This is a genomic window from Mucilaginibacter sp. (genome assembly GCF_041660805.1).
In the GTDB taxonomy this organism is placed as follows: Bacteria; Bacteroidota; Bacteroidia; order Sphingobacteriales; family Sphingobacteriaceae; genus Mucilaginibacter.
This window is the reverse complement of sequence record NZ_JBAZVP010000005.1, coordinates 174,746-196,993: the sequence shown is the minus strand read 5'-3', so window position 1 is coordinate 196,993 and position 22,248 is coordinate 174,746. Positions and strand designations below refer to the sequence as shown.

Genomic DNA, 22,248 nt, shown 5'->3' with positions numbered 1-22,248 from the left:
TTATTGATTACCGCGCAGGTAATCCAGATAGGTAGTCAATTCCGTACTTAAATCACTATGTAAGACCTGCAAATTAGTTTTGATATTTTGATTTTTCGGGTTTTTTATCGCGTCACTCAATTGTTTCATTCGAGCGACAATATTGTCAAGCATCCATATAATTTGATATCGCCTTAGATACAGCTTCAACCGTTTATGCATATAAACGGCAGAACTCGATTTTGCAACAGGAAGTATATTGCCAACGTTATCGCGCGTAAAGTGATCGTTAAAATCAACATTACACGGATCAATATAATCCGTTTCATCATTCGATTTCAATATGTTCACATAAGAACAACAATAGACCAGGTTTTGATAATCAGTTTTTAAATGAGGTTTCGCCGGATAATTTTTCCATGGCACAAAATGATCGATATGGAAATTATTTGGCCCACCAAACCAAAAGTCCGAACAGTCTGTATAGCCGCATCTATTCACAAAATCTTTCGCGAGGTGTGGTTTAAAAGGCCCGTAGGTTGTGTAGGTTTTGGCACAAGTTCGCTTGGGCTGGTTTTCCCGAAATTTATTTGCCATCCTCTGAATCTATTTTCTTTAAAATATCATCTACTTTTGAAAGTATCTGATCTAATCTATCGGTATTAGAGAGGCTTTTAAACTCTTTTGGTATTACGCTTTTCCTATCTATGCTTGATTCTAAAAAAGTATCCAGTTCAATAATTTCATTTTCTTGATCAATCGTTGCCTTACCGGCTGCTCTTATTTCAAGAAGCTCCAATAATCTTTTTTCGGCAACATCAACGCGGGTTTTATAGTGATTTATTTGGCCTTTAATCCGTTCTAAAAAAGTTGCACGAGCCTTGGTCTTTGTCTCAACATCACCATGTAGTATATTTTTGATATAAACGATGTTGACATCTTCACTTTGCGTTATGGCCTGATCGTCAAAAGACGTTAAGATAAAGCATGGAAAATCGTGCCTGATATCAGTAAAAGTTTTAACCAATATAGAGCCGTTATATGGCACATTGTATTTGATATCGACCTTTGCATCATTAAGCATAAAATCAGTAACAATCGCATCAGGATTAACCTTAATGATCAATTCAATCATCTCCTCTATATTGTTCAAAGGAAGCTCGGTAATTATTTCAAATTCCGCCTTCAATGGTGATGCATCGACATAATCCTTAAAGTCCCCAAAGACCTCAGTTTCCTCATCTATAAATAATACTTTATACATTTTGCTTTTTATATTTAACGGGGAAAGAGATTCTTATACCAAAACCCTCTTGAGGAAATAGCAATTTCACCGTACCGTCGTTTTCTTCTACAATAGATTTAATCAACCACATTCCCAAACCGGTACCTATTTCTTCACCGGTATTTGGATTGCGTTTGGTGGTGTACATCGCTTCAAAAATGATTTCAGGCCGCTCTATGTCTGTTGATAGACCTGGGCCGCTATCATAGTATTCGATTAATATTTCTTTATTAGTTATGGATGTCTTCACCCATATTTTTCTTGGTCGGTCAACCGTTGAGACGGTAAAAGCATCTATAGAATTAATAAACAGATTGTTAAAAATGCTGTCAAAATCAATTTCAAACACACGCATTTCCAGGTCCTCAACTGCACTAATGTCCAAGTCTATCGCCCGGTACTCAAATACAGTAGACCAATCATTTTTGAGGTCGCTAAAGTAATTTTTCAGAAAGAGTTGTTTACGTTTTCTCTTATCTTTTCTTGCCGCACCCAAGGAAAAGCTTAACCAATTTTGCATTTTGGCATCCTGTTTTTTAAACTTTTCCAGTTGAAAGAATGGATTTTTTCGTTCTTCAACATCAGCGTACGAATCCTCGCTGATCCTTTCAAGCAATAAACCTTTTAGTTTATCCACACGGGAACTAAGAACATCATTTAGTTTACTCAAATCATGACTAAATGAAGCCAATACAATGCCGCTACTTGCTAACCCCCTTAATATTTTTTGCTCTTCTTTTAATTTTTCAATTTCTTCCTCTTTTCGTTCCACCTCACCGGCAAGCATTTCTTTTTCTTCATCAACCGGCTCATTGTCTGCTGTTGTATCACCCTGTTCTGAACTTGTTTGCTGATTAGCCGCTTTTTCCTTTCTTGCACGGCTATTAGCTAATATGCGCTTCGCAACAGCCTCAGCAGCTTTCCTATCACGTTCCGGCCCAAATTTAATATTATCATAATCGGCCATTTCCCGTGCTATATATGCGCGATCGTTTTCGAAAACGTTGATAATAGCTGCTAATAACCTTTTGAATATTTGAAAGGTTTTATTCTCCTGCAAACCCTCTCTGCTTGATTTATCTTCAAAATTTACGTTCGTTAGGCGAGATATTTTTACTGCGCCCGCTACGTTTTCAGGCTCTACTCTATAACCACCCTCTTCTTTCCCTATACCTGCCGGACTCGCCGATTTTCTGTTACCCAATCCAAGCCAATCAAACGCCACATCGTTAGTTTCACCGTAAGGGCGCACGCGGAAATTATCACGAAAAAGCTTTATGCCACCAAATTTATCAAGCCATTCTCTTCGATGATTGGAGTGAAAATTTCTGTAAAAAAAGCGCTTAGTGTCAGGTGAAGAAGTAGTACGCTTCAAGAAATAAAAAGAAAAATCAAATACGCCAATTTCTGCAAAAACATTCTCATCATCTTGCACGGCATACCCCGGAATGAGTTTAGAAAAAGTAGTATCCATTTTCCACTCGCCGTTAATAAAATCTTGTTTAGTAAAAGGAAATATCTTCATTGCTTCTCGTTGAAACAATTCAGGATCAATTAATTCATGATTGTATTCCTGACGATAAATTGTAATAGAAACATTTTGCTTTTCATCAGCAACTGCATGTATCTTATAATCATAATCATCACAAATAGATCCAAATACTTCGCCATACTTATCCGGTGTTAAGGAACTAAAAACATAAATTTCGAAACCACCATTTTCTTTCGGTGGCACTAATACTTCAAGGTCAGAATAAACCTGCGATACAAAGAAATCTTCCCAATTGTCACGTAAATCGGTTATTTTCAAAATCGTACCGAATTGAAAATCAACATTTTTGATTTCTAAAAAATTGATCTCCGGTATATGCTCCTGGAGTTCTGTTAAAATTGAGCTTTCTGTTATGCCTATTAATTCAGCGTTAACACTATCGATTGTCTTATAGTCGCCTTCAAAATCTTCCCAATTTACCAACCATTGATAACCCGAAAAGCCCGTTGGTTGTCCATCTTCATCCACATCGACTTCATGATTTTCAGGATTGAAAATAGTTGTCATTTCACATTTACTACCAAGCTTGTCCAAGGCAAACCGGCCTATACCTTTTGCCCCCGCTTTGACGCGGCCGGTTTTTGTAAATATATTATTCGCTTTATTATCTGTACCAATGGTCATCCAATGGTCCCTAATGATTTTTTGGGTCATGCCCTCGCCGAAATCAATAATATATAATGTTGCAAGTTTAGCGAGTTGTTTTTTTAACTCTCCTTTAATTCCTTCGTCAATGACCGCTTTTATCCGATAACCGTCCTCTACCTTTTCATAAACCTTTAATAATAAATCATTTGGGATTTCGAATAGTTGGAGATCAGTAAAGTAATCAGTGGTTATTTCGTTAGGGATACTTGAATATCTATTATCAAAATAAACGATACTGACCTTACTGTCTGCATCATAACCATTTTTTACCAGTTCAATTATGGCACCTTTAGAAGTAGCAATGTTTTCACGACCGATTAGCCGGGCAGTTCTTGCCGACACTTTAAATGGTACTTTATTTCTAACCGGTTGTATTACTTCCATTAATATTATTAATAAACATAGAGCCCATAAATTGTATTTCATGGGCTTTATAGTTTAAAGATATAACTTTCATTTAACTATCACCAAATGCCTTTATATCAAAACCTACTAAACAGTTAACTATACCTGCAAATGTATGAATATTGATAATTGATCATGCACTAACAATCGTTTCTTACAGTTTTCCATCAATATATATTAATTCTTGTTAAATCAGCAGTTCCAGCCGCTTCATTCCTCAGCCGCTTCACTGCATTTTAAAACACTGGGTGGTTTGGGCATCGCATTCGCATCGCCCAAGCCACCCGGATTTTTTACGGCCACTTACTAATTCCGTTTAATTTCTATTACGCTTTTACTCGTTCTCCACAGGCTTTTTGTCAACAAATTTCCCAAGAGTTGGGCAGAACGCCAAGCCCGGGGCCCTGCGGGTTTGCTGAAAAAAAATCTCCACACCCCGCTTCGCGGGGGTAGTATTTTTTTTTCGCAAAGCCTTGTCGTTCTGCCCAACTCATTAGGTGAGGGCTGTCAACAAAAGCCACCGGAGGCTTCAGCCGACGGTGACTTTCAAAAAGATAGCATCATGGACACAGCAAACGGACGAGACCCACCACACAGCCCAAGCGGGGCGGCAAGGCCGCCCCGGCTTCCGCACCCACATTTAGGAGAATTAACATTAAAAACATCCATTTAAAATTTAGAAAGCATGGAAACCAAAGTAATTGAAAGCAAAAAAACAGGTGATAGCACCAGTGTAAAAAAAGAAAACCCGGTAACTAAGGAGAACCAAAACCCGCAATTCGTGGCGGGTAACCCTGTCAATAAAGATTCGGCCAAGCCTGCCGAAGCGCAAAAGCCAAAGGAAGAAGCCCCGAATGCAGAGGTACCAAAAGTTGAACCGGCTAAAGCCCCTGAACCGCCAAAAGCAGAGGTTAAGACAGAACCGAAAGCCGAACCTGTTAAACCTGCCCTGAACTTAGAGGGTACTTTAAAACTGGTGGAAGAATTGCACCGCCGTAAAATACAAAGGGACAAGCTGTTGGAAACCATCAACAATTTAGATGCCTTTGAATTCGACCTGAAAGAAGAAATGGACGAGACAGGCGGTAATGTATACCAGGGCTGTGTTTTGACCATTGAGGACGATAACCGCCAAAAGTTTACCACCAAGAACCCGACCATTATCTGGACAGTTGCACAGATGGTGAACCGTCTTTGCGTGGATAAGCTTGCCGAGATCGAGGCAGGTATTACGATACCCGCTTAATTGACCCATAACCCCTATGCTTTCGGGCATAGGGGTTATTCTATTTACCAAATTCAGGAAATCATGACCGATACCATTTTTTTATTAGTAAAAGCCACTATCCGTACTACGCATAAAACAGTACACGAAGCTATCAGCGATTTACAGCATAAGGCTAAAGTAACTGTTAGCGACACTAAAAAAGTGAGGATAGAAAAGCTGGAATTGATGGACTATAAACTCAAACATTAATATTATGGAAACTGCAAATCAAAATATCAAACCAAAAGTTTGGCAGGTCTTAGGCAAGACCATTACCAAATGTAATACCAGCGCCGAAGCGATAGCCGAGGCGGGTTTAGACTTTACTGTTTTAAAGCGCCCGAATATTCACCCTCTGCCGAGTGGTATAAACATTATATCGGATAACAGTTACTATACTTTTCGCACCGATACCGAAGCCATTTTGGGCGATAAGGTCGGGAGCGATTACGAAGTCGTGCAAAACATCGAAAGCTTTGGCTTTTTTGACAGCATTGTTAAAGAGTATGGCGGGATACACTATGAAACAGCAGGGAGCATCGGTTACGGCTCAACTGTTTATGTAACTGCCAAATTGCCCGAATATATCCGTGTCGGGCGCAATGATATGGTGGAGCAGTATTTATTTTTAACCTCCAGTCATGACGGTACAGGGAGTATTACCATTGCTTTTACACCTGTACGGATTATATGCCGCAACACTTTGAACGCCACATTGCAGAATTGCACCAATTGTATCAAGATACGCCATACCGCCAGTGCCGCCGAAAAACTAAAATCGGCGCACAAAATGTTGGGGCTTACCAATCAGCTTGCCCAGGAACTGGACGGCATTTTTAACCAGTGGGCGAAATTGCGTATTAGCGACCCGCAGTTAAAGAAACTGATACAACTGGCCATGTCGCCCAACAGGGAAACCCTGAGTAAGTTACAGGCGGGTAAAGAGGCCGAATTGAGCAGTCATTTTAACAACACAGTTAGTTCTGTCATGGATTACGCGCTTACCAGCGAGACCCAACAGGAGATCACGACCAAAGGCACGTTATTTGGTTTTTACAATGCGGTAACAGGTTATCACCAAAATGTGCGCAGCTTTAAAGATGATGAGACCAAATTTAAGTCCATCATGGGTGGTACAGATTTACAGCGTAACCAATCAGCGTTTGACCTTGCGACCAATTTTGCACAGTTCGGTAGCCAAATGTTGAACTTTAATTGATACGGCCATGGGATACCTGATTTTAGAAATGCACGGCGGCCCCGAATACGCTGCCATTGTAACCGACCAAGACGGCAACAACCTTGTATTAGACGACCGTTTAGAGGCCGAGGCGGAAGCCGCCGACTGCCAATATCCAATGATTATCGAGGTTAATTAAGAGGCCCAAACAAGCTAAAAACAACTAAAACGCCGCTATCCACAGCGATAGGCAGGCGTTTTTTGACGGGCGTTAAGTGCCTAATAAGTGCTATTTTATGATTAATTTAACTATCCAGATCACCAGCCCGACATCAACCGCACCTAATAACCACAAAATATTTTTCAATAACTCAAAACGTTTGTTTTTCAACTCCAGGCTACGGATCATTTCATCCTTTTCCCGCAAGGTCTTTTCATAAGTCATCTTCTCATTCTGCAATAGCAGGTTTTCCTTTTGAAGCTTATCCAAATCCAATTGGGCCTTGTTCACATTTTCATGGGCCCTGTATTGAGCGGTGAATCCCCCGCTTTTCATTAAAAGAACTGCTTTCGGCTCACGGGTAATGAGCATCGGCAGGTCAGTTTCTTCCGTACTCAATGCATTTACCATCCCTGATTCAACCAGCAGGGTCACAATTGCATTGGCTAATGGCTCGTCGCCGTCAAATATTTCCAGTAATTGCTTACGGCTCAAATTGTCGCTTTTGCCAAACGCTTCCAATATCGTATCGAGCATCCCCGCCTCATATTCATTAATTTTCATCAAAGTAAATTTACGTAGATTTATATGGAGAAATTTAATGATTATAGTAATAAAAACTAAACTTAATGACTGACGAAGAATGCAGGGAACTCGGCATTATGACCGACCAGGAGCTTAAAGAAATGGATCAACGATTTGAAAGAATGGAGGAAACCGGAATTGCTGATACTCAAAAGTATTTTGACAGAATGCACGATAAAGTGTTTAGTTTGAACAATTTGTTAATTGCTGCCTATTTTGCATTAATCGCTTTCAGAAAAGATGTACCAAGTTGGAGTTTGGTAATTCCGACGCTTAATTCTGTCCTGCTTCTATTTGTTGATTATCGTATGTTGTTAAGAGCGCGGCTTCAGGCCAATATAACTAAGATTGGTGAAAGAGACCGGGAACGATACGGTTCCATTCAGACAGGAACTAATTTATATTCTCTACTCTCTATTTACTCAACGATCGCGGTTTTATTGTTTTTCGGGTATTTTCTATTATCAAATCGTTGAACTGAGAAAGAACAATGGAAACTGGCGATAATAAGCATTGGAGCACGAGTTACGTTATACATGAATAAATGCGAGCTGGGCGTATATCTTCATAGCAGTAAGAGGATAACGGTTATTGGCTAATACAGTGTATTTTTGTTTCAACCAGCCTAATTCAATGAGCAAAAAGAAAACGAAAAAAACAGTCGATATGAACCCGCTCGCTTTGCAGGCTAAACACAAGCGTGATTATTTGTCGCGCCTGAAAATGGTTTGCGATAAACTGGTTGGCCCTAGCTGGTTTGAGGTGATATCGGCAGCGGCTATTGACAACATATACGCAAACCGCTATCTGTCGCTCACTATTAAAATGGCTTCGAGTGTGGTCATTGATGCCAAACGTTGGCAAACCTATAGAGAAACGCTATCGGATTTATTGGACGCTCCGGCTTTCGATGTTCCAGAGCATGGCATTCCGTTAAAAACGATGCTGAGCGAGGGATTAACGTTGATCCATTTCGTTTCTACAATGAGGGAAAATAGCTTTCCAGGTTCGGAGGAATTGCGTACAGCCTTTCAACCATTTTTTATTACTACTAATGGTTATTATGGCTATTTGCCCAATCAGCTTTCTTCGCTGTTATTTTTGATGGATCTGCGCAGTGGAAATTATAAAGATGGTTTTCTACACGCCGACCGCACGCAAATCAACCTAGGAAAACTTGGGGTTACGTCGAATTCGATTTTTGTTCATTTGTTTAAGCCAATCGTAGACAAAGTGGTTATTGAGGGCAGTAAACGCGAAATTATCGCTGTCAATAGATTTGTTCCGCGCGGGGTGATCTTACAGGTTAAATTCCGCCCTTCGGCTATTGGTCTGCAATCCGTTACGGACGAAGCCTTGCCGCTTTATATTCAGCGGCATGCCCTCCAGCGTTTGGATGAGCGGCTCGGTTTGAAAGCTGAAAACGTTCACGCGCATTTATTTTTCAGCCTGTACGAACAGCCGGTGAATTACGTCATGAATAATGGCCGTTCCCTGGTCGAGTTTAATATGTATGAATATAAAGTGGGGTACCTGGTAACCACCTTGCAGGATAATAAACTCGTGATCCTTACTTTTTTGTTTCTGACCAACGATGACACACCAGAAGGCCGCAAGCTTCGCCAGCTTACCGGATTGGTAAAACATGATAAAAAGTATTTGGGTATCGACAAATTATCCACCTTTACAGCCTACAAAATCCATGAGGATGAGGAATTAAGTTCCCTGTTTCATGCGGCAGGATGTGGCTCATTGCTCGATGCCCGAAACCTTAAGGAAATCGCAGCCGATTACACACCGGAGCGCAACAAGGCTACTCTGCATAAATATATCGGTGTCGATTAGTAACATCACTATAACTTTAGTACAACCTACAAGTCAGTGCGCTGGAATTTTTTCATTTCATCAACAACATCCAACAACTCTTTCAAGTAGAAATAAAACACATCAAATTCGCTCGTTTCTTCTTGCAATGGTTCAACCTCTATCCCCCCGCCTCCACAAAAAAATCAGTGAAAATGCTCTTATTTAACAGATAAGGGCATTTTTTATATATTGATATTTAATGGGGTGTAAAAAGGGTGCATTTTTTAATCATTTGGAAGCGCACTTTAGAACTCCGGAATTTTTACAACTAATTTTTCAAGGTATATTGCCCCAGGTGGTAAGATTTCTACTAATTTTCCGTCAGCAGACAACTCGGTTAGCCTTGATTGATGTAAAACCCTTAATGTTTTTAGAAAATAACTTTTGTTTTTATATTCAATTCAACGTAGAAGTATCACCTCAAAATGTAGTTCATCTTCTATATGATACCTACAACGCCTACATCCTGGAGCATTTTTACATTTTCTGCAATATGGGTTGGTTTATCGTTATACCAATCAACGGGGAGGCCACGACCGCTCGACCTCCCCGAGTCCTTACGGGCGAACGCGGATGATCGTCTTGCCTGTGACCCGATTGGTCGGATTGAAGGCGGCAACGGCGTCGTCGAGGGTAGCGATGTTGCCGATGTTCGTCCGCAGACGTCCCTCCCGGAACCGCTGGACGACCTCAATCAATTGGGCGCGATCGGCTTCGACGACAAAGTCGATAGTCAGAACTCCGGCTGGCTGCGCTTCGATCGGGCCGGCAACGGTCACAAACGTTCCTCCGGTGCGAACCAGGCCCGCAGACCGCTTCGCGATGTCGCCGCCGAGGACATCAAAAACCAGATCGACCCCGCCAACATCCTCTAAGACGTCACTATCGAGGTCGACGAACTCATGTGCGCCGAAGTCGAGCGCGGCCTGACGGTGGGCAGCGCGCCCGGTGCCGATGACGTACGCGCCGGCCTCACGTGCGAGCTGGGCTGCCATCGAACCGACTACGCCGGCCGCACCATGCACGAGGACGGTCTGCCCTGCCTGAAGGCGGCCGTGCTGGAACAACCCCTGCCACGCAGTCAGGCCCGGCATCACGAGGGCCGCGCCGTCAGGGAAGTAAACGTCGCCCGGGAGCGGCGCGAGGTTGCGTGCCTCGACGGCTACATACTCCGCCAGGGAGCCGTCACGATACCAATCTGTAAGGCCGAACACCCGCTGCCCCACCGACAGCCCCGTTGTGCCATAGTCGAGCGCGGTCACCACTCCGGCCAGTTCGTGGCCGGGGATCGACGGCGTCCGGTCACGATCGGCGCGATCGGTCCAGGTCGACGGCCACGATAGCTCATCCCCGGTGATACTCGACGCGTAAACCTGAACGACTACGTCATTTATCGCTGCCTGCGGCTCGGGCCGCTCCACCAGTTTCATCCCGGCTGTTCCTGCAGCCTGGTCTGTTACAACTATCGCCTTCATAGCACACCTCCTTTTTTGCTCATCAGCAAACACCCACTTAATGAAGTGATATTGCCGTACACTACTGTTTTCATTTTTTTAGTTTTTAGAGTTAATACTTATCATTGAACTATCCAAAAACATCCTCTCCGACATAACAGGACGCTGGCAATCTTGTTTTCAGCATGTCAAACGTCCAGGCAATTCCACAGGAGATGTTCTTGTTTTCATTTTGAACAGCCTGCTGAAATACTGCGGATGCTCAAACCCTAACTTGTAGGCTACTTCACTAATGGTCAGGTTCGTGGTGAAGCCAGGAAATTACAAGCAAAAGTATTGTTACCGGACGGTTCGCAAAGCCAGGCGTTTTTAAAACGGCCGCTTGATGAGTTGGCTGCTGTATTAGCGCACGCGTGACGTTTAAAAACAGGCCACCTGGCTGCGGATAACAGTGGCGACCCGGTAAAGGTCGCCACCGCCTTAAAGCCGTTCTTTAACGCATAGAATGAAAGGCCACCCGGTTCCCCTCGGTGTCGATAAAACGCGCCATAAAGCCGTTCGGACCAATAGAAGTTTTTGGCAAAATGATCTTACCGCCCGCGGCTTCAACTTTAGCTAACGGAACATCCAGGTCATCGCCGCCGTTCAGATAGATCAATGCGCCTTGCTGTGACGGCTCAAAACCTTCTTCTTCAGAAAGGCCGCCACCGATCTCGCCATTTTGCATATCCGCCGGGAACATGGCGTATTTCATGTCGGGAAAAGGCAGGATCATTTCGATACCTAATACCGCTTCGTAAAAGGCTTTCGCCCGCTCTAAATTTTTGGCTGGAATTTCAAACCAGTTGATTGCATGTGCCATAGTTTTGATTGCTATTTAAATTAAAAAATATGATTTATTCTCGGTGAGCAGGTGAAACAGGTAATCCTTAATAACGGTGTTCCAACCGTCGTGGCATAACGCATAACACTCTTTTTCAGGAACAAGCCCTTCATGTGTAAAATGCAGCATTGTTTTATCGTCCTTAGTGGTCAGCTCAAAAATCATTTTCGTGTTTTTCCATTCCTGCTTGTCTTTTTTAAGCCAGTCGAGGGTGCTTTCCGTCACCAGCCAAACCAATTTTTCGTTTGGGGTAACTTCAACTAATTGCTGTTTGGAATAATGGGCGCCGGGATGGTGAATGATAAATTCGTTATTCAATTTTTGTGTGCTGCCTGTCAGATCGGGGCCGCCCCACCATTTTGCCACATCATCGGTGATGCGGTTAAAAACCTCCTGGGGAGAATTGGGAACTGTTATCGCTACGGTAAAGCTTTTATTGATAAAGTTATAAAACAGCTCCTTTAGCGTAATATCACAGATCTGAACCAATCTATCAGCTTCCTCTTCCAGCACAACGCCGTCATAGGTAAATTCCAGGAAGGTATGATCGCCCCGCTTTGAAAGTTCAAAGATCATTTTGGTGCCGGTCCAGTCAAAACCATCTGATTTGCGCCGGCTCTCCGTGGTCTGCCAGGTCAATTTCTGATTGGGCACAAATTTGATCACTTTATTTTTTGAATAGTGCCCGTCGCCTGTCTTCAATACAAATTCGGAACCGGGTTGGAGGCTTTCGCCTTCGAATTCCTCAGGCCACCATTTTGAAAGATCAATCAGATGGTCAAAAACATCAGACAGCGGTCTGGTAAGCTCAATTGCTACGCTATATTTTGCGGTCGTGTAATTCATCTTTGTTCAAAATTCAGCTTCAGGCTCTGTTTTCCAAGCGCTGCTTTAATTTTTTCCATATCCGGCCCGGTACCGGTTCCTTCATAAAAGGAAAGGTCCTCATCTATACCGACGAGTCTCAGGCATTGCCCGCCCGGTGCCTGGAAATACAGATGTGGGTCGGGTACGTCCAATTGTTGTACCAGGCCGGAATCCAGTATCTTTTGGCGGGTCGCCGCCACATCGTCTGATTTGAGTTCCAGCCAGATGGCGCGGGCGCTGCGGTGCAATTGGTTAACATCGTCAACCTCGCCGTAAAGGAAGGCGATAAAAAAATCATCACCGAGGCGGATAAAATCCCGGTCAGGATCGGCCTGCATCAGCTTGCCGCCGAGTATCTCGACATAAAATCGGTTAATGTTTTCCCGGTCCTTGCGGGGAACTAACACCGAGGAATGGTTGCCAAAAACTATTTTCGCCATAATGCAGATAAAGTTAATATCCCGGCCAGCAGCGAAAAGGCCGCGGCAAAGGGAAAGAAAAAGATCAGCTCGTTAACACCGAAGCCTATTAAGAAGATACCCATAACCCATATCATCCTGCGGTTAAATGCAGTTGATAAGAGCCATAATAAGATGCTGACCAATAACAGTACGCCGATCATACCGAACCCGTAACCCTCAAAAAAGGAGGCCAGCGTGAGCGATCTTCCCATGAACCTGAAATGTTCGTTTTGCATGCCCGCAACAACAGCCGCTACGCGCGCATTCGGGGCATCCTTCCAGGTCAGCGCACCGATGGTATGACCGGTGGTATGCAACAACATCAGGATGCTGGCGATACGGAGTAAGGTTTTTGCTTTCATTGTTCCACTGCTTTTTTATACAATTCCAGCATGGTGCCCCAGCCGCCATCCATACTTTCCACGGCTTTGCCATTGCCGAGCTTGTGCAGATCCTTATGTTCGAATTTGACACGGGTGGTCTTTGGACCTTCGGGAATGAACTCGACGACCACTTCGGTCACGAGGTCCGGGTCACATTTGAAATCGCCGTTGATCTGCCAGGCCAGCACGAACAGATCATAAGGCCGGTAAGTTTGGACATAACCAACATTGGCTTCGCTGCCGTCGGTGTGCTTGGTATACCAGCGCCCGTTCACATAGGGTTCGACGACCACTTCGGTCATATCCGAACTGCCAACATGGTGCGTCCGCGGCCACCAGAGGTCCATTTTTTGGGTAAATACTTCAAAGGCTGTCTGCTGTGAGGCGGCGACCGTGACTTCTTTTTTGATCGAGGTTAAATTTATGGTTTGCATTATTTATTTTTTTCAGTTTGTTCGGCCAATGCTTTGAAGTTATTTAAAGCGTCGTCCCAGAATTTATCTAAATAGTTTCTCATGGCTAAGATGCCCTCGCGGTTCAATTCATAAATATTGTTATTGCCAACGGTTTTCAGGGTAATGAGTTTGGCTTCCTTCAGCACTTTCAAATGCTGGGACACGGCGGGGCGGCTGATGGGCAAACCATCGGCGACGTCAACCACAGCCATTGGCCGGTATTGTAATTTTTCAAAGATCGCCCGGCGGGTCGGATCACCCAGGGCGTTAAAAGCTGCGTTGCTATTCATAATTAAATAGTAAGTGTAAACTTACCGTAAGTACAAACTTACTAACTATTTTAACATCTGCAAATACATTTAGAAATTTATTTAAAATTGGGATATGCTGACCATGGAAGAATAGTCAATAGGATCTAACAGGTGTTTCAAACGAATTAAAAACACCTCCATTTCCATCGCTTTTAACTCGTCATTGAGTTCAATTTGTTCTATTGACCTCCCGCCGCCTCCACAATAAATATTATTCAATCGAATTCTTCAGGCATGAGTATAGAGTTGAGTAACAAAAAAATCCACTATTATTCTTACTTTAGGAAGTACAACCTCTACGATGGGAGTAAATTTCACAAATAGTAATGGTTAATTTTAAAAAAAGCATTCCGGCATTGCCTGTCGTGAGTATTAAAAAGGCGGTGGATTTCTATAAAACAAAAATGGGATTTCATGCACGACATCAGGAAGATAGCTTTGCGGTCCTGGTGAGGGGTTCAGTTGAAATTCACCTTTGGCAGGCCTGCTACAATGGGTGGAAATGGAAGAGCATCTTTCTATTCCTAAGCCCGGTATCCTGCGGAGCGGAAAGTTTTCTAGCAGGAACGGCCAGCTGCAGGATCGAGGTTGAAGGGATTGATGAACTTTACCAGGAATACAAGGCACAAGGAGTACTCCATCATGAGCATTCGGTGATCGAAGAACAATATTGGGGAGATCGTGATCTTGCCACATTGGACTTGTACGGAAACCTTATCACCTTTTATGAAGTAATGAATTAACTACAGCGGGATGTTACCTATTAGATATAAAAAATCATTAATTGGCAATTTTTAAATTTTCAAAAAACGTTAAAGTTGGTATAAGGTGTTCGATTGTGCCCCCTTCATCTCCACGAGGCAAAAAGCCTTGACTATAAAATAGTCAAGGCTTTTTGTTTTTATAATGAAGTACAAAAATCAATCCCCGACCGGCACCAGAAGCTGGCACATACAACTATCCGCATCTCCTCTATCTAAATGGAAAACGTCGTTATTTCCATCATTATTGTGCGCAAAAAAATATAGTTGAGAAACGGTGTTTTGATAAGCAATACCTTATATTTTTGACTTTGTACATCTCTAAAAAGCCATAATTATGATACGGGAAAACAAACTTAATGCCATAAAAAAAGCTATGAATACATTTGTAATTTCTTTTCAGGAGATCGACAGATCAAAGGTTAGTATTGTAGGAGGCAAAGGCGCTAATCTTGGCGAATTGTCCAGGATCAAGGGGATACGGGTGCCGGAGGGTTTTTGCGTTACCACAGAAGCGTATAAAAAGATAATCGAAAACAATCAGGAACTTAACAGCTTGCTGGATGAATTAACGCGTTTTAAGGCCGACGAAAGAGAAAGTATCAGCGAGATCAGTGCAAAGATCCGTATGGCTATTGAAAGAGTACCCATTCCTAAAGATATAGCAGAAGAGATTAAGGGTTATCTCGCAAACTTTGATGAAAAAGATGCCTTTGCTGTGCGGTCCAGTGCTACTGCAGAGGACCTGCCGACGGCATCCTTTGCGGGACAGCAGGATACATATTTGAACATTATCGGAAAAACGGCAATCTTAAAGCATATCAGCAAATGCTGGGCATCGCTATTTACCGGGAGGGCAATAATTTACCGCCTTCAAAACGGCTTCGATCATCGTAAAGTCCACCTGTCTGTGATTGTTCAGAAGATGGTCCTCCCCCAGGCGGCGGGAATTTTGTTTACTGCCGATCCGGTCACTTCTAATAGAAAAATGTCATCCATTGATGCCAGCTTCGGGCTTGGTGAGGCCATGGTCTCCGGCCTGGTGAATGCCGATCTTTATAAAGTGTGTAACGGCCAGATTATCGATAAGAAGATATCCACCAAAAAACTGGCTATTTACGCCTTAAAAGATGGCGGTACGAAAGAACAGGAGATCGATCCTGAGATGCAGAACATGCAAGCGCTGACGGATGAGCAGATCTTGCAGCTTGAGCGCATAGGCAGAAAAATCGAAGAACATTTCGGCTGCCCGCAAGACATCGAATGGTGTTTGGCCAGTGATACATTTTATATTGTCCAGAGCCGGCCAATTACTACTTTATACCCCATCCCTGAAGCGAATGACCAGGAGAATCACGTTTACATATCTGTCGGTCATCAACAAATGATGACCGATGCCATGAAACCATTGGGATTGTCTTTTTTTCTGTTAACAACACCGGCACTCATGCGTACTGCCGGCGGAAGATTATTTGTTGATGTTACACCTATGCTGGCTTCACCTGTCGGCAGAGAAACTATGGTAAATGTCCTTGGAAAATCCGACCCGATCATCAAAGACGCACTTACAAACATCTTAAAGCGGGCAGAATTTATTAAGCTGTTACCGGATGATAAAAAAGATCCAGGTGCCGGTAAGAGCGATAAAACTATATCGCTTCCAAATTACCAGGCACTAAACGATTATGATGCAACAATCGTTCGTGATTTGATTAACGCCAATCAAGCATCAATAGAGACGTTAAAACAAAACATCGAAAAGAAATCAGGCTCCGATGTGTTAGATTTCATCCTTGAAGATATTCAGCAATTAAAGAATAGAAATGCTGATCCACAAAGTTTTAATGTGGTTATGACCGGTATGAATGCCGCATCATGGATTAATGAAAAAATGAGCGAATGGTTAGGTGAGAAAAATGCAGCAGACACAATTGCTCAATCTGTGCCTAATAATATCACTTCGCAAATGGGCCTCACACTATTGAATGTTGCAGATGTAATCCGTCCTTATCCGGAAGTGATTGAATACTTACAACAAGCAGAAAATGATGACTTTTTGGATGAGCTGGTTCAGTTTAATGGCGGGGAAAAAATCCGGGACACCATCAATGCCTTTCTTGAAAAATATGGCATGCGATGTGCCGGTGAAATCGATATAACAAGAACCCGTTGGGGCGAAAGACCTGTTACACTTGTCCCCATCATTCTTAATAATATCCAAAATTTTGAACCCGGTGCTGCCAAGCGAAAATTTGAGCAAGGACGACAGGAATCTTTGAAAAAAGAACAGGAATTATTGGATCGGTTGAAGCAATTACCGGATGGTGAACAAAAAGTGAAAGAAACAAAAAGAATGATCGACCTCGTCCGGAATCTCAGCGGTTATCGCGAATATCCGAAATATGCAATCGTTAGCCGCTATTTCGTTTATAAGCAGGCTTTATTGAAAGAAGCCGAACGGCTTGCAAAGACCAGCGTTATTCATCAAAAGGAAGATATTTACTATCTCAGCTTTGAAGAACTTCGCGAAGTGATAAGCACAAATAAACTGGATCATCAAGTGATCAGCAAACGAAAAGATGAGTACAAGTTATATCAAAAATTAAAGCCGTCGCGCGTTTTCACATCTGATGGTGAAATCATTACAGGTAAGTACAACCGGGAAAATCTTCCGGCTGATGCTATTGCAGGACTGGCTGTCTCTTCCGGCGTTATAGAGGGGCGGGCGCGTGTCATTTTAAATATGGAAGATGCCAGCCTCGTACATGGAGACATATTAGTCACTACCTTTACAGACCCTAGCTGGACACCATTGTTTGTATCCATAAAAGGCCTGGTCACCGAAGTTGGTGGACTGATGACGCACGGAGCAGTTATCGCACGTGAATATGGCTTACCGGCAGTTGTCGGAGTGGAAAATGCTACCAGGCTGATCAAAGACGGACAGAGGATCCGGGTGAATGGAACGGACGGATATATAGAAATACTATAAATTGAGATGCATAGCCTCCTTTAAGGTACCCGAATAATTCAGTAAGGCCCTTAATCCATCATGTATCGTTCCTAAAAACATATTGGTTTATTCTTTGTTTCTAAAACAGGTCCCGTTATAATTTAATAAATAAGTTATGTCTTGCTTAAAAACTGTTTCGCTGGCAATAGTATTTTTGCTTTGCGTATCGTTCACCTACTTTCATCATGGGTGGGCTAACTATGACCAGAATAAAGTACTGGATTTCAAAACCACTATTGAAGAATCCGTTTATGAAAACCCCCATGCGCTGGCTAAAGTAAAATACAATGGAGTAACGTGGCTGGTTTATCTGGCACCCGCGAGCCGCATGACAAATCGCGGGGTATCTGCGGATATGATTAAAAAGGGGACTTCTTTAAGGATCGTTGCCTATCCCCATAAAACCGTAAAAACCGAAATGCGCGCCGAACGGATATTTATAGGGGGCAAGAAATATGAATTGCGATAATTGTCCCTTTTATGTCGCAATTTCTTGACTGGCTGGAAAATACATCCTGGGCGGATGGTATTCGCCAATCAATTTGGCTTTACCCGGCTTTAGAAATTGTGCATATAACAGGTATAGTCGTTGTTGTTGGTGCGGCGTTTATGTTTGATCTGCGCTTGTTAGGCTTTTCTAAAAGCCTGCAGTTATCGGGTTTATCCCGTCATTTACTACGGTGGTCGGCAAGGGGTTTGCTACTTGTCATTCCCTCGGGGATGTTGTTATTCATCACCAACGCTAAGGCCCTGGGTGCCGATCCAACCTTTTGGCTCAAAATGATTTTATTGGTCATCGCGGCACTTAACGTGCTGGTGTTCCACGAGCTTATTTTCAAACAACATGTTAACCGGAAAATTCAGGGGGAACTTCCTTTTGTAGCCAGGATATCCGCTTTTGTTTCGATCGTTGTCTGGATCGCAATCATTGCCTGTGGCCGTTTATTGGCTTACTAAACATATTCCGTATTTGCAGTTGGATAGCATTTTCAAATCCCGCAATTGCATACGCCATAAATTATTACCTGCCGTTTCAAGTTTCCAAATTTCAGATGAATATGCCCGGCTATCATCTGATAATGGCACTGTGTTTGTGCATTTATCTGGCAATCAAAGAGAACCAAAATTGACTTTACGTTTACAGGATAAATAAGCGGGCAGGTATATCGCTATTGAGAGGCAGTGTCAAAAATAAAGGAATGGAAGTACCGGATCATCTATAATAAATAAAATGGCATGGAAAACGAAAAAACACACAAAGTTGGAACAAGAGAAGAGTGGCTGGAAGCACGGCTGAAGCTGCTTAAGGAGGAGAAAGAATTAACCAGGCGCAGTGACGAGTTGGCGCGTCACCGGACGGAAATGCCCTGGGTTGAGGTAGACAAAGCGTATCAATTTGAAACCGAAAAGGGAAGTATCTCGCTGGCAGATCTTTTTGAAGGCCGCTCACAACTCCTGGTATATCACTTTATGTTTGGGCCTGATTACAAGGCGGGATGCCCGGCCTGCTCAGCAATCGCCGACGGCTTCAATGGAATAGCAGTTCATCTGGCGAATCATGACGTGATGCTTGCCGCGGTATCACGTGCACCGTTGGCAAAACTGCAGGAATACAAGCAGCGAATGGGCTGGTCGTTTCCATGGGCGTCTTCGTTCGGTAGTGATTTCAACGCCGACTTCAATGTATGGTTCACTGAGGAGCAGCAGCGCAACGGAGGTATCGAATACAATTACACACGCGAGACCGGAACAGGTGAGCCGCTTGCGGGAGAAACAGTGCGGGAATGGAAAACTGAAAATGACCAGGGCCCTGTTGCACAGGTTGCAAGCATGGCCGGAACCGACCTTGCAACGTTTACCCGTGAACGACCCGGTTTGAGTGCTTTTGTACTGGAGGATGGCAAGGTTTATCATACCTATTCTGCCTATTCGCGTGGATTGGATGGCCTATGGAACGTGTACCAATGGCTTGACCGTGCGCCCCTTGGACGTAACGAAACGGGCTTTTGGTGGCGCCGGCATGACGAGTATTAAGATGGGCAAAACTTTAGTTTCCTTAATAAATCAAAATTGGAAATATGACCTCTGATAGAAACGCGCTTCGAACGTTTTGGGGAACTGTTGCATTGCTCTTTACTGCCAGTTCGGCCGTAACAATTGTATGGTGCATATCCATGTCGGCTATGGAAGAAATGCCGATGCCCGGTGGCTGGAGTATGTCGATGACGTGGATGCCTATGTATGGCCAATCGCTGTTCGACGCCACAGCATCCTTCCTTGCAATGTGGGATGTTATGATGTTGGCTATGATGCTACCGTGCCTGGTACCCATGCTGTTGCGCTATCGCAAGGCTGTTCAAAAGACAAGTGCAAGGCGTTTAAATTGGCTGACGGTCTTAGTAGGACTTGGTTATTTTCTTGTATGGACGATTGTTGGATTGGTCGTCTTCCCACTGGGTGTTGTACTTAATGCAATTTTAATGCAACATAAGGAGCTGTCTTTAATTGTACCTGTTTCCATTGGAATAGTTATACTGGCAGTAGGCTTACTCCAGCTCACAAACTGGAAGTTGCATCAGCTTGCCTGCTGCCGGGAATTGCCCTTTGGGGGCCAAACGAGACCAGACGATGCCGCCACGGCCTGGAAACATGGGCTGCACCTCGGAATCCGCTGCAGCCGTTGTACCGCGGGCTTGATGTCTATCCTACTTATAGTAGGGATGATGAACCTTTTTGTAATGGCTATTGTAACCATAGCGATCACCTTTGAACGCCTGGCACCTGCCAGTAAATGGATTACTGGTACCATCGGAGCTATTGGTATTGGAGCCGGGATTTTTCTGACCGCCCAGGCAGTCGGAATTTTTTAACTTACAGTGGGCTATCAACTTGGATAACTACGTTGTATTGACCTAACATTTTTACGTGTGAAAGGTTAAACGGGCATAAAACCAACCGTAAAAATAAGCAGCAATTTCCAATATTTTTCTGCTTATACCGGGCTATATCAAACATTTTAATGTGATCACGCTTTTTATAACAGTTAGCTTGATGAAACATGGATGTGATTACCCACCTGGCTTTAGGCGTTTGTACGGCCGAAATCTTACTGACCAAAAAATTGGGCAAAAAGGGCCTGATCTGGGGTGCATTGGCACAGGCGTTGCCTGATATAGATACGCTTCCGGCCTTATTTTTACCTGCAGATCAATCCCTGCTGATCCATCGTGGTCTAACGCATTCTTTCCTGTTCGCATTGATTGCAGGAATACTTCTGGCATTCACAATGCAGAAAATCTATAGCAAGGCGGGTTTATCGTTTATCTCACTGCTCTTTTTCTTTTGTTTCCAGTTGACGCTTCATGACCTGATTGACACTTGCAACAGTTACGGCACAGGCCTTTTAGAGCCTTTTAGCCATCAGCGTTTTTCAATCAATTTGTTATATGTAGCCGATCCGCTGTTTACGGTTGGGTTGTTGGTTGGAAGTATGGTTTTAATATTTAAACATACCCAATATCAGCGCCGGAAAAAGTGGGCCGGGGCCATGCTCATCATTTCGGCCTGCTATATAGGTTACGCAGGTATTAATAAAGCCTATATCAACGATAAGATCAATCATTCTTTTAAATCGCAGCAAATAAACCCTATCGGCTATTTTACTACGCCGGCGCCATTTAATTGTATGCTGTGGTACATTGTTGCGGCGGCGGATGGTAGTTATTATACGGGTTACAGTTCGGTATGGGATGATTTGCAACAACCGGTCCGTTATGAAAAGCATCTTAAAAATGATACCTTGAGTGGTAAGATCGCGGATAAAAAAACATTGCAGCATTTAATCACCTTTGCCAGTCAGTATTACACCCTCTCACAAACCGGAAGTTCCTTATATTTAAATGTGTTAAAATTTGGCCAGGTACAGGGCTGGCGGGTGCCCAATGCCCCATTTGTATTGAGCTACCCGCTAACTGCCGGTGGCAGCAAAACGACATTATTACAGAAGGGCCGATTGGCTGGGTGGGACAAAAGTTCCTTAAAAGCTTATATCAGGCGCATAGCAGGCAACAAACCATGAAAGTAAAGATCAAGAATAGCTATTATATCATCAATAGTATTACGCTTTATAGGATGATAGCCGTACCATTTCTTATTTATCTGGCGTTTACACATCAATTCAGCATATTTAAATGGTTGCTTGCGCTCAGTTTTCTTACTGATGCGATAGACGGGTATCTCGCCAGAAGGTATAAAACTATAAGTGCATTTGGAGCCAGGATCGATTCAATTGCCGACGACTTAAATATTGTTGCCGCTATAATTGGTATGTATGTCCAAAACCCCGCGTTCTTTGCAAAGGAGATCATACCAATCATAATTTTACTTGTACTTTATCTTTCGCAAAACATTCTGGCTTTCATCAAATATCGCAAGATGACCAGCTTTCATACCTATGTCGCTAAAATTGCGGCGGTATTCCAGGGAATATTCCTGATCACTTTTTTCTTTTTTCCACAGCCTGTTTATTGGTTGTTCTATCTCACCATTATCCTCACGGGGATAGATCTGATCGAAGAAATACTGTTGATCCTCCTGCTTTCCGATTACCGCATCAATGTAAAAGGCCTGTATTGGCTGATTAAAGGCAAAAGATCAGAGCAATAGATAAGCGT

25 protein-coding genes and 1 pseudogene are annotated in these 22,248 nt (G+C 43.2%); 14 read left to right on the top strand and 12 right to left on the bottom strand.

What is annotated here, in order from left to right; genetic code table 11:
* The 3 genes from WC743_RS09820 to WC743_RS09810 are packed head-to-tail and all read right to left on the bottom strand — an operon-like array spanning position 1 to position 3,890.
* Complete coding sequence (locus WC743_RS09820) at positions 1–576, bottom strand: hypothetical protein (protein WP_373011778.1); 576 nt, start codon at positions 574–576, stop codon at positions 1–3.
* Positions 566–1,243, bottom strand: coding sequence for a hypothetical protein (locus WC743_RS09815; protein ID WP_373011777.1), 678 nt, complete (start codon positions 1,241–1,243; stop codon positions 566–568). The genes WC743_RS09820 and WC743_RS09815 overlap by 11 nt, the downstream gene beginning before the upstream one ends.
* Positions 1,236–3,890: an ATP-binding protein gene (locus tag WC743_RS09810; protein ID WP_373011775.1), complete on the bottom strand. Its 2,655-nt coding sequence runs from the start codon at positions 3,888–3,890 to the stop codon at positions 1,236–1,238. Before WC743_RS09810 ends, WC743_RS09815 begins: the two co-directional genes overlap by 8 nt.
* Before the next feature lie 664 nt (positions 3,891–4,554).
* Here WC743_RS09810 and WC743_RS09805 point away from each other — a divergent pair.
* The 4 genes from WC743_RS09805 to WC743_RS09790 all read left to right on the top strand — a co-directional run bounded on the left by WC743_RS09805 (position 4,555) and on the right by WC743_RS09790 (position 6,515).
* Positions 4,555–5,115: a hypothetical protein gene (locus WC743_RS09805; RefSeq protein ID WP_373011774.1), complete on the top strand. Its 561-nt coding sequence runs from the start codon at positions 4,555–4,557 to the stop codon at positions 5,113–5,115.
* A 63-nt stretch (positions 5,116–5,178) separates the two neighbouring features.
* Positions 5,179–5,346 carry a hypothetical protein gene (locus tag WC743_RS09800; RefSeq protein ID WP_373011773.1) on the top strand — a complete coding sequence of 56 codons (168 nt, stop codon included), beginning with the start codon at positions 5,179–5,181 and terminating at the stop codon, positions 5,344–5,346.
* Between the two features lie 4 nt (positions 5,347–5,350).
* Entirely contained in the window at positions 5,351–6,355 is a 1,005-nt protein-coding gene (locus tag WC743_RS09795) for a DUF932 domain-containing protein (RefSeq protein ID WP_373011772.1), read from the top strand.
* A 7-nt stretch (positions 6,356–6,362) separates the two neighbouring features.
* Positions 6,363–6,515: a hypothetical protein gene (locus WC743_RS09790; RefSeq protein WP_373011771.1), complete on the top strand. Its 153-nt coding sequence runs from the start codon at positions 6,363–6,365 to the stop codon at positions 6,513–6,515.
* Positions 6,516–6,605: 90 nt separating this feature from the next.
* On the opposite strand, the gene WC743_RS09785 is transcribed toward WC743_RS09790, so the two are convergent.
* The gene (locus WC743_RS09785; protein WP_373011770.1) at positions 6,606–7,100 is read right to left on the bottom strand and encodes a hypothetical protein; all 495 of its coding nucleotides are present in this window, start codon (positions 7,098–7,100) and stop codon (positions 6,606–6,608) included.
* 65 nt (positions 7,101–7,165) lie between these two features.
* On the opposite strand from WC743_RS09785, the gene WC743_RS09780 reads away from it, so the two are divergent.
* A complete protein-coding gene (locus WC743_RS09780) occupies positions 7,166–7,597 on the top strand; it encodes a hypothetical protein (protein WP_373011769.1) in 432 nt (143 codons plus the stop codon).
* A gap of 157 nt (positions 7,598–7,754) precedes the next feature.
* The gene (locus WC743_RS09775) at positions 7,755–8,966 is read left to right on the top strand and encodes a hypothetical protein (RefSeq protein ID WP_373011768.1); all 1,212 of its coding nucleotides are present in this window, start codon (positions 7,755–7,757) and stop codon (positions 8,964–8,966) included.
* Between the two features lie 578 nt (positions 8,967–9,544).
* Here WC743_RS09775 and WC743_RS09770 read toward each other — a convergent pair.
* From WC743_RS09770 to WC743_RS09735, 8 genes and pseudogenes are all read right to left on the bottom strand, one after another.
* The gene (locus WC743_RS09770; protein WP_373011767.1) at positions 9,545–10,462 is read right to left on the bottom strand and encodes an NADP-dependent oxidoreductase; all 918 of its coding nucleotides are present in this window, start codon (positions 10,460–10,462) and stop codon (positions 9,545–9,547) included.
* 159 nt (positions 10,463–10,621) lie between these two features.
* A pseudogene (locus WC743_RS09765) lies at positions 10,622–10,750 on the bottom strand (helix-turn-helix domain-containing protein); the annotation flags it as partial.
* Positions 10,751–10,934: 184 nt separating this feature from the next.
* Positions 10,935–11,303 (bottom strand): VOC family protein, encoded by a 369-nt coding sequence (locus WC743_RS09760; protein ID WP_373011766.1) that lies wholly within the window; start codon positions 11,301–11,303, stop codon positions 10,935–10,937.
* Between the two features lie 15 nt (positions 11,304–11,318).
* Complete coding sequence (locus tag WC743_RS09755; RefSeq protein ID WP_373011765.1) at positions 11,319–12,170, bottom strand: SRPBCC family protein; 852 nt, start codon at positions 12,168–12,170, stop codon at positions 11,319–11,321.
* Positions 12,167–12,631 (bottom strand): VOC family protein, encoded by a 465-nt coding sequence (locus WC743_RS09750; RefSeq protein ID WP_373011764.1) that lies wholly within the window; start codon positions 12,629–12,631, stop codon positions 12,167–12,169. Before WC743_RS09750 ends, WC743_RS09755 begins: the two co-directional genes overlap by 4 nt.
* Positions 12,619–13,014: a hypothetical protein gene (locus WC743_RS09745; protein WP_373011763.1), complete on the bottom strand. Its 396-nt coding sequence runs from the start codon at positions 13,012–13,014 to the stop codon at positions 12,619–12,621. The genes WC743_RS09750 and WC743_RS09745 overlap by 13 nt, the downstream gene beginning before the upstream one ends.
* Positions 13,011–13,469 carry an SRPBCC family protein gene (locus WC743_RS09740; RefSeq protein ID WP_373011762.1) on the bottom strand — a complete coding sequence of 153 codons (459 nt, stop codon included), beginning with the start codon at positions 13,467–13,469 and terminating at the stop codon, positions 13,011–13,013. The genes WC743_RS09745 and WC743_RS09740 overlap by 4 nt, the downstream gene beginning before the upstream one ends.
* The gene (locus WC743_RS09735; RefSeq protein WP_373011761.1) at positions 13,469–13,780 is read right to left on the bottom strand and encodes an ArsR/SmtB family transcription factor; all 312 of its coding nucleotides are present in this window, start codon (positions 13,778–13,780) and stop codon (positions 13,469–13,471) included. Before WC743_RS09735 ends, WC743_RS09740 begins: the two co-directional genes overlap by 1 nt.
* 347 nt (positions 13,781–14,127) lie before the next feature.
* On the opposite strand from WC743_RS09735, the gene WC743_RS09730 reads away from it, so the two are divergent.
* The 8 genes from WC743_RS09730 to WC743_RS09695 all read left to right on the top strand — a co-directional run bounded on the left by WC743_RS09730 (position 14,128) and on the right by WC743_RS09695 (position 22,240).
* Positions 14,128–14,544: a bleomycin resistance protein gene (locus tag WC743_RS09730; protein WP_373011760.1), complete on the top strand. Its 417-nt coding sequence runs from the start codon at positions 14,128–14,130 to the stop codon at positions 14,542–14,544.
* 355 nt (positions 14,545–14,899) lie between these two features.
* Positions 14,900–17,554 carry a phosphoenolpyruvate synthase gene (gene ppsA / locus WC743_RS09725; RefSeq protein ID WP_373011759.1) on the top strand — a complete coding sequence of 885 codons (2,655 nt, stop codon included), beginning with the start codon at positions 14,900–14,902 and terminating at the stop codon, positions 17,552–17,554.
* A 136-nt stretch (positions 17,555–17,690) separates the two neighbouring features.
* A complete protein-coding gene (locus WC743_RS09720; protein ID WP_373011758.1) occupies positions 17,691–18,044 on the top strand; it encodes a DUF6152 family protein in 354 nt (117 codons plus the stop codon).
* Positions 18,045–18,055: 11 nt separating this feature from the next.
* Positions 18,056–18,532: a DUF6644 family protein gene (locus tag WC743_RS09715; protein ID WP_373011757.1), complete on the top strand. Its 477-nt coding sequence runs from the start codon at positions 18,056–18,058 to the stop codon at positions 18,530–18,532.
* 279 nt (positions 18,533–18,811) lie between these two features.
* Positions 18,812–19,609: a DUF899 domain-containing protein gene (locus tag WC743_RS09710; RefSeq protein ID WP_373011756.1), complete on the top strand. Its 798-nt coding sequence runs from the start codon at positions 18,812–18,814 to the stop codon at positions 19,607–19,609.
* Positions 19,610–19,758: 149 nt separating this feature from the next.
* Positions 19,759–20,445, top strand: a complete 687-nt coding sequence (locus WC743_RS09705; protein WP_373011755.1) for a DUF2182 domain-containing protein — start codon at positions 19,759–19,761, stop codon at positions 20,443–20,445.
* Positions 20,446–20,633: 188 nt separating this feature from the next.
* A complete protein-coding gene (locus tag WC743_RS09700; RefSeq protein ID WP_373011754.1) occupies positions 20,634–21,653 on the top strand; it encodes a metal-dependent hydrolase in 1,020 nt (339 codons plus the stop codon).
* Positions 21,650–22,240 carry a CDP-alcohol phosphatidyltransferase family protein gene (locus WC743_RS09695; protein WP_373011753.1) on the top strand — a complete coding sequence of 197 codons (591 nt, stop codon included), beginning with the start codon at positions 21,650–21,652 and terminating at the stop codon, positions 22,238–22,240. The genes WC743_RS09700 and WC743_RS09695 overlap by 4 nt, the downstream gene beginning before the upstream one ends.
* Positions 22,241–22,248: the final 8 nt, after the last annotated feature.

Excerpts from the sequence above, each read along its gene's own strand:
- WC743_RS09775 (WP_373011768.1), top strand. The coding sequence starts at position 7,755 with ATGAGCAAAAAGAAAACGAAAAAAACAGTCGATATGAACCCGCTCGCT.
- WC743_RS09810 (WP_373011775.1), bottom strand. The coding sequence starts at position 3,890 with ATGAAATACAATTTATGGGCTCTATGTTTATTAATAATATTAATGGAA.
- WC743_RS09780 (WP_373011769.1), top strand. The coding sequence starts at position 7,166 with ATGACTGACGAAGAATGCAGGGAACTCGGCATTATGACCGACCAGGAG.
- WC743_RS09740 (WP_373011762.1), bottom strand. The coding sequence starts at position 13,469 with ATGCAAACCATAAATTTAACCTCGATCAAAAAAGAAGTCACGGTCGCC.
- WC743_RS09715 (WP_373011757.1), top strand. The coding sequence starts at position 18,056 with ATGTCGCAATTTCTTGACTGGCTGGAAAATACATCCTGGGCGGATGGT.
- WC743_RS09755 (WP_373011765.1), bottom strand. The coding sequence starts at position 12,170 with ATGAATTACACGACCGCAAAATATAGCGTAGCAATTGAGCTTACCAGA.
- WC743_RS09710 (WP_373011756.1), top strand. The coding sequence starts at position 18,812 with ATGGAAAACGAAAAAACACACAAAGTTGGAACAAGAGAAGAGTGGCTG.
- WC743_RS09705 (WP_373011755.1), top strand. The coding sequence starts at position 19,759 with ATGGAAGAAATGCCGATGCCCGGTGGCTGGAGTATGTCGATGACGTGG.
- WC743_RS09700 (WP_373011754.1), top strand. The coding sequence starts at position 20,634 with ATGGATGTGATTACCCACCTGGCTTTAGGCGTTTGTACGGCCGAAATC.
- ppsA (WP_373011759.1), top strand. The coding sequence starts at position 14,900 with ATGATACGGGAAAACAAACTTAATGCCATAAAAAAAGCTATGAATACA.
- WC743_RS09720 (WP_373011758.1), top strand. The coding sequence starts at position 17,691 with ATGTCTTGCTTAAAAACTGTTTCGCTGGCAATAGTATTTTTGCTTTGC.
- WC743_RS09800 (WP_373011773.1), top strand. The coding sequence starts at position 5,179 with ATGACCGATACCATTTTTTTATTAGTAAAAGCCACTATCCGTACTACG.
- WC743_RS09805 (WP_373011774.1), top strand. The coding sequence starts at position 4,555 with ATGGAAACCAAAGTAATTGAAAGCAAAAAAACAGGTGATAGCACCAGT.
- WC743_RS09820 (WP_373011778.1), bottom strand. The coding sequence starts at position 576 with ATGGCAAATAAATTTCGGGAAAACCAGCCCAAGCGAACTTGTGCCAAA.
- WC743_RS09760 (WP_373011766.1), bottom strand. The coding sequence starts at position 11,303 with ATGGCACATGCAATCAACTGGTTTGAAATTCCAGCCAAAAATTTAGAG.
- WC743_RS09695 (WP_373011753.1), top strand. The coding sequence starts at position 21,650 with ATGAAAGTAAAGATCAAGAATAGCTATTATATCATCAATAGTATTACG.
- WC743_RS09730 (WP_373011760.1), top strand. The coding sequence starts at position 14,128 with ATGGTTAATTTTAAAAAAAGCATTCCGGCATTGCCTGTCGTGAGTATT.
- WC743_RS09735 (WP_373011761.1), bottom strand. The coding sequence starts at position 13,780 with ATGAATAGCAACGCAGCTTTTAACGCCCTGGGTGATCCGACCCGCCGG.
- WC743_RS09745 (WP_373011763.1), bottom strand. The coding sequence starts at position 13,014 with ATGAAAGCAAAAACCTTACTCCGTATCGCCAGCATCCTGATGTTGTTG.
- WC743_RS09770 (WP_373011767.1), bottom strand. The coding sequence starts at position 10,462 with ATGAAGGCGATAGTTGTAACAGACCAGGCTGCAGGAACAGCCGGGATG.
- WC743_RS09750 (WP_373011764.1), bottom strand. The coding sequence starts at position 12,631 with ATGGCGAAAATAGTTTTTGGCAACCATTCCTCGGTGTTAGTTCCCCGC.
- WC743_RS09790 (WP_373011771.1), top strand. The coding sequence starts at position 6,363 with ATGGGATACCTGATTTTAGAAATGCACGGCGGCCCCGAATACGCTGCC.
- WC743_RS09815 (WP_373011777.1), bottom strand. The coding sequence starts at position 1,243 with ATGTATAAAGTATTATTTATAGATGAGGAAACTGAGGTCTTTGGGGAC.
- WC743_RS09785 (WP_373011770.1), bottom strand. The coding sequence starts at position 7,100 with ATGAAAATTAATGAATATGAGGCGGGGATGCTCGATACGATATTGGAA.
- WC743_RS09795 (WP_373011772.1), top strand. The coding sequence starts at position 5,351 with ATGGAAACTGCAAATCAAAATATCAAACCAAAAGTTTGGCAGGTCTTA.